Raw genomic sequence first — 7,869 nt, forward strand, 5'->3', positions numbered from 1 at the left:
GGGATAGAATGAGCTCGGTACCGGTATTGATGTCTGCTGGCGCACAAGTCGCATCTAAAATTAGTTTACCTTTATTTTTTATTTTTTCTCCTTTTTCTTGGAGACAATCCTTTTTTTTTACTTCTTTATCACTCTTGTCTATTTCTCTTTTTACTATTTTTTTATTGATTTTGTTTATCAATTCTCCATCAATTCTTTTCCTAAAATGAACTAGCATTGAAGATTCCAGTGGTGGCTCTTGTTGATAACAATTTAAACCTATAAAGTATTGTAGATAAGGATTTTCTCTAATCTGTTCTATAGTTTCTCTATCACTTGTTCCTAATTTTTCCTTAATAATTAATGTCCCTAATGCCATTCTAAATAGTTTGGCTGGCGCACCTTTTTCTGCTGAAAAAAGTTTAGCATATTCTTCCTCAAAATCATCCCAAGGTATCAACTCTGCCATGATTACCCAACGATTATTGGGGGACAATTTGCCCTCGAAAGGTAATTCAAATTTTTCTGGGGGCGGTAAAGGTTGCTCCTCTTTTCGATACATTTGTTCTTGACCAACAACTGGGAGGTGTTTCTATCAATTATAGCGGTTTGTAGCCGACAAAGCTGATCTTTTTTGCGATCGCGAATATGGGTGTAACCTTTTAAAGAATAGGGTTTTGCTTTTATTCAGCAAACCCTATGTATGTTTGATAAGGGGCAAATATTTTGGATTAGTTGACCACCGAGGAACTAGCCAAACCTGTCCTAATTGTCGTACAGAAGTTAGGAAAACTCTTTCTGATAGAGTTCATGATTGTCCTGAATGCCACTATCGCTGTGACCGTGACGTGGCATCAGCCCAAGAAATCTGTAATCGAGGCATAGAAACTACTACTCTGGGACTCAGAGGAAAGGAAACCGTCTGTCAAGTCGAGGTGTCGGGGGTGATGAGCCTAGATAACTGGCGTAGGGGAATACCTCTGTGGGCAGAAATATCCCGTCGTGAGTCGGGAAGCCCACGCTATACTGCCTAGCAGTTAGCGTGGGAGGATGTCACTAAGATTATGCGCCCTTGGATCTTGTCTGGTTATATTAAGGAGTTTGACCAAGAAGTTTCTAAAATATGGATGCTACGCAGTTTCGTTTACTGGTCGGGGTTTCATCCCACCGCTAACATCCGTATAGCGGGAGACCCCTTACCGACATTTAAGTTGGGAAATAGCTATTTTGACAAATTGTGCAATCCCTTCGCGTTTTTCCGCTAACTTAGCTTGTAATATTGGTAAAACTTCAGGTTCTCCTAATTTTCCCAAAGCGAGAATCGCTCTTTGTACGACCTCTAGATTATCATCCTCTAAGAGAGGAATTAATTTTGGTAAAGCCACTTGGGAAGGAAATCTGCTCAAACTAGCAATGGCTTCGAGTCGCACTTCGAGATCATCATCTTGAAGAACTGAGAGAATCGCATTCTGGGATAACTCATCTCCATGTTCTTCAGCAATCTTAGCAATCCCTTCTAAAGCAGCTAGGCGGATGTCTGTCTTGTCAGATTTGAGGGCAAGATGTAAAGGTTCCACTGCCTCAACCCCTGCGCGGGCTATCGCCCAAGTAGCTTGACCCTTAACTGGTTCGGGATATTCCCCAGCAATAACTTCCAATAAAGCAGGAAGTGCGGCAGAACCAATCCCAGCTAAAGCCCCTGCTGCTGAACTTCTGACCACTGTATCCTCATCTTTGACCATCGCACCTATCAAATGAGAAATTGTATCGGGTTGGCGAATTTTAGCTAAGGCTTTTGCTGACGAGCGACGCACTACAGGATTACTATGATGGGTGAGAGCTTCTACCAAGAAAGGGACTCCTGGCTGACCTATTTTGCCAAAGGCTTCTACTAAGCTCAATCTAACCAATCCTCTTTTATCGGCTAAGGCTTCCACCATTCCCTCTAATAATTGAGAGTTTTCGGCATCAAAAATCCCCTGGCTAAGTTGTTCATTAATTTGTTCGACGAAATGTTCTGTTGCATCAGGAGTAGGAAATTTCTCGGAAGAATTGAGCATCATAATTTTCAGTCAATCCCCAAATTTTTAAGTTTTGTTACATTATTTCTCATAAAAAAGACTAAGATAACCTTTTTATTATTTCATATTCTATAGACTATTCATAAAATTTTGTCTAAATACAAGGAGTAAGAAAATGTTCGATGCTTTTTCGAGAAAAGTAGCCACAGCAGACACCAGTGGTAAATTTATCGGTGGTAGTGACCTAGATGAACTAAAAAAGTTCATTTCTTTGGGTAACCGTCGTCTAGATGCTGCCAACTTCATCGCTAGCAACTCTAGCTGTATTGTATCTGATGCTGTATCTGGTATTGTTTGTGAAAACTCTGGTTTGACAGAACCAGGTGGTAGTATCTATACCAACCGCAAAATGGCAGCTTGTCTCAGAGATGGTGACATCGTCCTCCGTTACATAACCTATGCTGTGTTAGCAGGGGATGCTTCTGTCCTTAATGATCGTTGCTTAAACGGTTTAAAAGAAACTTATGCAGCATTGGGTGTTCCTACAGCTAGTGTTGGTCGTGCTGTGGGCATTATGAAAGCGGCGGCAGTTGCCTTTGTTAACAATACTGCTTCTCAGCGCAAAATGACCGTGACTGAAGGGGATTGTAGCGACTTAGCAACGGAAGTGGCTGGTTATTTTGATACCGTACTCAAATCCATTAGCTAGTCTTGAGTGCCAAGAGAACTTTTAATCAAGCAGACTGCTTGATCTTGAATGAAATTAATTGAAAATTTAAAAACTAGGAGAAACGATTAATCATGAAATCAGTGTTAACCACCACCATTGCAGCAGCAGATACCGCCGGCCGGTATCCTAGCGGTTCTGATTTAGAATCGATTGCTGGTAATATTCAACGGGCTGAGGCACGTTTAGAAGCAGCGGATAAATTAGCTGGTAATTACGAAGCGGTTGCCAAAGAAGCAGTTGATGCAGTTTATGCCGAATTCCCCGAAGGAATTAGTAAAAACTGTACTCCCGAAGTTCGCAAAGACAAGTGTATGCGGGATGTGATTACCTACTTACGCTTAATTAATTATTGTTTAGTTGTTGGTGGTACTGGTCCTCTTGACGAATGGGGTATTGCTGGAGCGCGTGAAGTTTACCGTGCGTTAGGAATTAATACTGCTGCTTATGTAGCTGCCTTCACTAAAGTAAGAGATCGTATCTGTTCTCCTCGTGATATGTCTGCTCAAGCTGCCACAGAATTAACTGGATATATTGATTATTTAATCAACTCCATGTCCTAGAGACATTGACATCAATTGCGTTGAATTAATTTTTTAGGGAACTTTTGGCAGGATGCTTAACCTAATTGGTTTAGTGTAATGCTTAGAGTTCCTTAGAATTGTCAGGTTACTGTTTGAAGGGATAAAGATGGATTCTATTAATAAGCTTAATGAAGAACTGTTGCAGGCTACTAAAGATGGGGATTTAGAAGTTGTTAAATCCTTAGTGGATCAAGGGGCTGATGTTAATGTTAAGGATAAAGAAAATGCCACCCCTCTGATGCGTTCTGTCTCTCGTAACTATCAGGCGATCGTCAAATTGTTGATTGAACAAGGGGCTCATGTTAATGCTATCAATGATTGGGGATACACTCCATTGAAATATGCTATCAAACTTAATCTCAAAGAAATGCAGCAAATGCTCAAGGATGCTGGAGCGACTGAATGAACAATCGATTAATAGAAGCAGCTAAAAGTGGTGATACTAAGACTTTAAGTTTATTGCTGGAGAAAGTTGTTGATATTGATGACAAAGATCCTCTTTTTGGTAGAACAGCATTAATGTGGGCGGCCAGGGCAGGACAAACCTTAACATTACAAATTCTACTAGAGAAGAATTCTCAGATAAATGAGACAGATAAATATGGTGTCACTCCCTTACAAGCAGCCTCATCATTAGGACAAACAGAAGCGGTCAAACTCTTACTCCAATATGAACCAGACATTAATGCTCAAGATCAACATGGTTGGACTGCACTAATGATGGCAGCAGCCCACGGACATAAAGATACTGTGGAAGTCTTACTAAAACAGGGAGCAGATATTAATACTCAAGATCAACATGGTTATACAGCATTAATGATGGCTCAAAAGCAAGGTTATATCCATATTGTAGAACTTTTGAACACACCCACCACTAACTTTCGCTAAGTTTCAACACCAAATATAGTCAATTTATAATCTAGAAAAAGTCTCTAAGAGACTAACAATTGGGAACCTTGTTTGATATAATAAACATGATTATCAGGGCAAAGGCTTTTGGTTAGCCTGTTTTTTTGTCAAATCAATTGATTTAAGTTTATGTTAACCGAAGATTTATATCAACAACTCAAACAGAAAAATCCTGTGTTGCGACAAAGAGCAATCAGTAATGTTCTTGCGATCGCTTCTAATGAAACTATCCCTAACTTGATTCAGATTTTATCACAAGAAGACCCCCTTTATCGAAAAGGGGCTAGTGAAGCACTCACGGTAATTGGACTAGATGCTATCCCAGCATTAGCCCAAAAATTAAATACCAGTCAACAAGATTATGTTCGGGCTTCTTGCGTTCAAACCCTATCAGCAATTGCTCGCTTCTTTTCCCGTGACTATCCAGGAGTATCTTTTCCTCAAGTTGCTGTTGATGCTTTAGGAAAAACACTCAAAGATACCAACTCAGGTATTAAAGTGTCAGCCACTGGAACATTGGGAATGATTGGTAAACCTGCCCTCAATATCCTTCTAGAAGCAATAAAGACTGACGATATCTCATTAAAGCTGTCTGTAATCCAGGCGATTGTATCACTTAATGTCCTTAAGGGGGATGAGCAAGACCCTAAAACCTTTGAAGACTACCAGACCATCTCTGATTTACTCTCTAAAATTGCTGTTGACGAATCAGAAGATAGTTACGTTAGAGAAGTTGCGAGAACAGCTTTTACCAGAATGGAAGCTTCTAAAGTCAAAATGCGCCATTAATTTAGTTTAGCTAATAGACCTCTTAGAAAAGTTTTTTCGGCTATAATTTAAAGGTTATATGTTTTTTGTCTTGAGTTCAATTTAACCAACCATAGCTAGATAGTGATCGCTCTGGAGCGCGATCACTATAATTAAGACTTTCCCTTCTGAGAGAATGTAGAAGTTATTATCATATTGGAGAAGATTAGAAGATGTTTACCCAGTCTGGTTTCTCAGTATTTCTACATTTTGGTTGTAGACTATAAGCTGATTGATTGGGGTCTGATTTAAGCGAGGCAATTGTCCAGTTGTAAACCCACCGATAACCGGCTAACCAAGATTTCCAGAGGCGATGAAGCTCTTTAGATGGATATACCCTGATCTTCAACACAGCGTTGGGGGTCAATTTGAGAGTCTGGTTTCTCGCTTTTGTCTTGTATCGCTTGTTGCACTTGCTTTTTGTATTTTCGCAGTCCGTATAACCGAGCAGAGAAACAGTGGAGGATCGACAGGATATCTTCGACGAGTTCTTGCTCTGGAGAGAGCTTACGTTCATTGAGAACCACGAGTTCGCAGCCTGCTTGCTCGCAGAGCCACTCAATAAGTGGGAAGCCGAATCTAACGGCTCTGTCGGGATAGGCGCAGACAAAGCGTCCGATATCGCCTTTGTATATTCGTTCCAAAATGGCGATAAACTTTCGCCTCCTAAAATTGAGTCCGCTTCCAATTGGACTTTGGATAAAAAACAATTGTTAGCGTAAATTTTACGCTAAATATATCTCCAGAGCTAAAATAGAGAATTAAGGTGATTTTAAAAACTCTCTTTCCATCTTTTTAGGGGATTTTAAATATTAAATAGCTTCATTCAGTTTCGGTTCCAATATAGATATCTAAGTAGGGTTTGCTGAATAAAAGCAAAACCCTATCTAGGTCATGCCAACATTCAGAATACTGTGCGATATACACAGCTATCATCAGCTAGATTTGAAGGCTTGTGGGACTAAACAAATGTACTGTACGCTAAAGGCTTGCTCTGTAAGGGTTTCAACCTAGATTGCCCCTGGTGACAGCTTCGCTAGTTTTTCCCCAAAAAGCTCAATTGGATGGTTCTTTGGGTTTAAGCTACATTTAATTATTAATGATAAAGGCGAACTTTTATCTTTCCAAGTTACTCCAGGAAATGTAGATGATAGAGTGCCAGTAAAAAATTTAGTTCAGGAACTTTTTTGAAAATTATATGGAGATAAAGGTTACATTTCTTCTCCTTTATTTCAGGAGCTTTTTGACAAAGGAATTAAGTTCATTACCCCCTTCAAAAAAAAAAAAAAAAAAAAAAAAGAACAATCGTTTGCTACCTATGATTGATAAAATTATGTTGAGAAAACGCTCATTAATTGAAACCGTAAATGATTAGTTAAAAAATATTTCTCAAATTTCTCACTCAAGACATAGAAGTGTTGTGAACTTTATGGTTAATATAATTGCTGGTTTAATCGCTTATACACATCAAGAGAAGAAGCGATTCAGCGCGTTGGGCGGGTTCCCCGACTTGAAGCGACTGAATCAAGAAGCCATCTCTTAATCTTAATAATGACGAATATACTTGCCTTCCCAGCACTTTAATTCCTTCTGAAAGCTGCCTATTTTGAAAAAGTAACTTAATCAAATAGATTGATTTTGGCTAGTATTTTGTTATAGTAACTAGCTGGAATTGCTGTGTTTATTTTTCTCAAGAGGCTATTTCTCTTTTAGGGATTTATGCCTTTTTCTTACATCGAACTCAGGTTAGCAAGGTTTATGAAGATATGAGCAGGTTTAACTATCTTTTTATCTACTTATTAGCAGCTCTATACACTACCAAAAATTTGATATTGTTTTTTCTTCCAAATGTAAAAGGGGATAGAAAGCCTTCAAGTGCAATCAACCCCCTTAATTTAACTTTTTGTCGAATCTTTCAAGAAAACTTAGCTATAGCTTGTTTCCATTATTTTACTTTATCGTTACAATGAGTCATTTGTAAATTAAATTATCAGAAATCAATAAACAGTTTTTTTAAGAAATATTAATATTACGTTTTGTTACTTAGTTTTTCATGAAGTAAGACAAAGATCCAAAAACCCCCTAACATATATTTTGTGTTCAAAATGAAAGCTCAATTAAGGAGAACTCAATGTTAGACGCTTTTTCTCGGGCAGTAATATCTGCTGATGCCAAAACGGCTTATATAGGTGCAGATGAATTAGCAAGCCTCAAATCCTATATTTCTAATCAAAACAGACGACTCGATGCAGTAAACTTTATTGCCAGCAATGCTAGTTGTATCGTTTCTGATGCTGTTGCAGGTATGATTTGTGAAAACACTGGTTTGACTCAAGCTGGTGGTAATTGTTATACAAACCGCCGCATGGCTGCTTGTTTACGGGATGGAGAAATCATTCTTCGTTATGTAACCTACGCTCTCTTAGCTGGTGATGCTTCTGTTCTTGATGATCGTTGTTTAAATGGTCTTAAAGAAACCTATTCTGCTTTAGGTGTTCCCACGACCTCTGCTGCAAGAGCTGTGGCCATTATGAAAGCTGCTGCTGTTGCTTTTGTAAACAACACAGTTTCTCAGCGAAAAATGGCGGTAACTGAAGGTGATTGTAGTTTCTTAGCCACTGAAGTAGCTGGTTACTTTGATGGAGTTATTCAAGTCTTAGCTAATCATCTGAAGCGTAATCGCTGATTTCTAGATCAGACAGTCCAATTCTAGATCTTATTTAGAACCTTATGATGGCTGATGAAGTCATCGTATACTACGAGCAACAGAATAGACTGTGTCACGTGTGATTGTGACGAGTGTTCCAGCTGACTGATCGNAAGAATAACGGGCGGCGTAACG

8 protein-coding genes and 3 pseudogenes are annotated in these 7,869 nt (G+C 39.0%); 8 read left to right on the plus strand and 3 right to left on the minus strand.

The genetic code is table 11. The annotated features are described in order from the left end of the window. Positions 1–541, minus strand: a 541-nt coding sequence (locus CWATDRAFT_RS27870) for a transposase (RefSeq protein ID WP_042712658.1), incomplete at its 3' end; no start/stop codon positions are given. Positions 542–677: 136 nt separating this feature from the next. On the opposite strand from CWATDRAFT_RS27870, the pseudogene CWATDRAFT_RS27875 reads away from it, so the two are divergent. Then, positions 678–1,013, plus strand: a pseudogene (locus CWATDRAFT_RS27875) (zinc ribbon domain-containing protein); the annotation flags it as partial. A 162-nt stretch (positions 1,014–1,175) separates the two neighbouring features. Here CWATDRAFT_RS27875 and CWATDRAFT_RS27880 read toward each other — a convergent pair. Then, complete coding sequence (locus CWATDRAFT_RS27880) at positions 1,176–2,042, minus strand: HEAT repeat domain-containing protein (protein WP_007308134.1); 867 nt, start codon at positions 2,040–2,042, stop codon at positions 1,176–1,178. A gap of 133 nt (positions 2,043–2,175) precedes the next feature. On the opposite strand from CWATDRAFT_RS27880, the gene CWATDRAFT_RS27885 reads away from it, so the two are divergent. From CWATDRAFT_RS27885 to CWATDRAFT_RS27905, 5 genes are all read left to right on the plus strand, one after another. Beyond that, positions 2,176–2,709, plus strand: a complete 534-nt coding sequence (locus CWATDRAFT_RS27885; RefSeq protein WP_007308127.1) for a globin family protein — start codon at positions 2,176–2,178, stop codon at positions 2,707–2,709. Positions 2,710–2,801: 92 nt separating this feature from the next. Then, positions 2,802–3,290 (plus strand): globin family protein, encoded by a 489-nt coding sequence (locus CWATDRAFT_RS27890; protein ID WP_007308128.1) that lies wholly within the window; start codon positions 2,802–2,804, stop codon positions 3,288–3,290. Between the two features lie 97 nt (positions 3,291–3,387). Then, positions 3,388–3,717 carry an ankyrin repeat domain-containing protein gene (locus CWATDRAFT_RS27895; RefSeq protein WP_326997444.1) on the plus strand — a complete coding sequence of 110 codons (330 nt, stop codon included), beginning with the start codon at positions 3,388–3,390 and terminating at the stop codon, positions 3,715–3,717. Further along, positions 3,714–4,199, plus strand: a complete 486-nt coding sequence (locus tag CWATDRAFT_RS27900) for an ankyrin repeat domain-containing protein (protein WP_007308130.1) — start codon at positions 3,714–3,716, stop codon at positions 4,197–4,199. Before CWATDRAFT_RS27895 ends, CWATDRAFT_RS27900 begins: the two co-directional genes overlap by 4 nt. Positions 4,200–4,349: 150 nt before the next feature. Next, a complete protein-coding gene (locus CWATDRAFT_RS27905) occupies positions 4,350–5,009 on the plus strand; it encodes a HEAT repeat domain-containing protein (protein ID WP_007308131.1) in 660 nt (219 codons plus the stop codon). A gap of 341 nt (positions 5,010–5,350) precedes the next feature. Here the strand turns inward: CWATDRAFT_RS27905 and CWATDRAFT_RS34820 are convergent. Further along, positions 5,351–5,716 (minus strand): annotated as a pseudogene (locus CWATDRAFT_RS34820) (IS607 family transposase); the annotation flags it as partial. A gap of 361 nt (positions 5,717–6,077) precedes the next feature. Between CWATDRAFT_RS34820 and CWATDRAFT_RS42040 the strand changes: the two are divergent. Both CWATDRAFT_RS42040 and CWATDRAFT_RS27920 read left to right on the plus strand, forming a co-directional pair. Further along, positions 6,078–6,570: pseudogene (locus CWATDRAFT_RS42040) on the plus strand (IS982 family transposase); the annotation flags it as partial. Positions 6,571–7,158: 588 nt separating this feature from the next. Further along, positions 7,159–7,713: a globin family protein gene (locus CWATDRAFT_RS27920; protein WP_007308132.1), complete on the plus strand. Its 555-nt coding sequence runs from the start codon at positions 7,159–7,161 to the stop codon at positions 7,711–7,713. Positions 7,714–7,869 lie beyond the last annotated feature (156 nt).

The organism is Crocosphaera watsonii WH 8501, from assembly GCF_000167195.1.
In the GTDB taxonomy this organism is placed as follows: domain Bacteria; phylum Cyanobacteriota; class Cyanobacteriia; order Cyanobacteriales; family Microcystaceae; genus Crocosphaera; species Crocosphaera watsonii.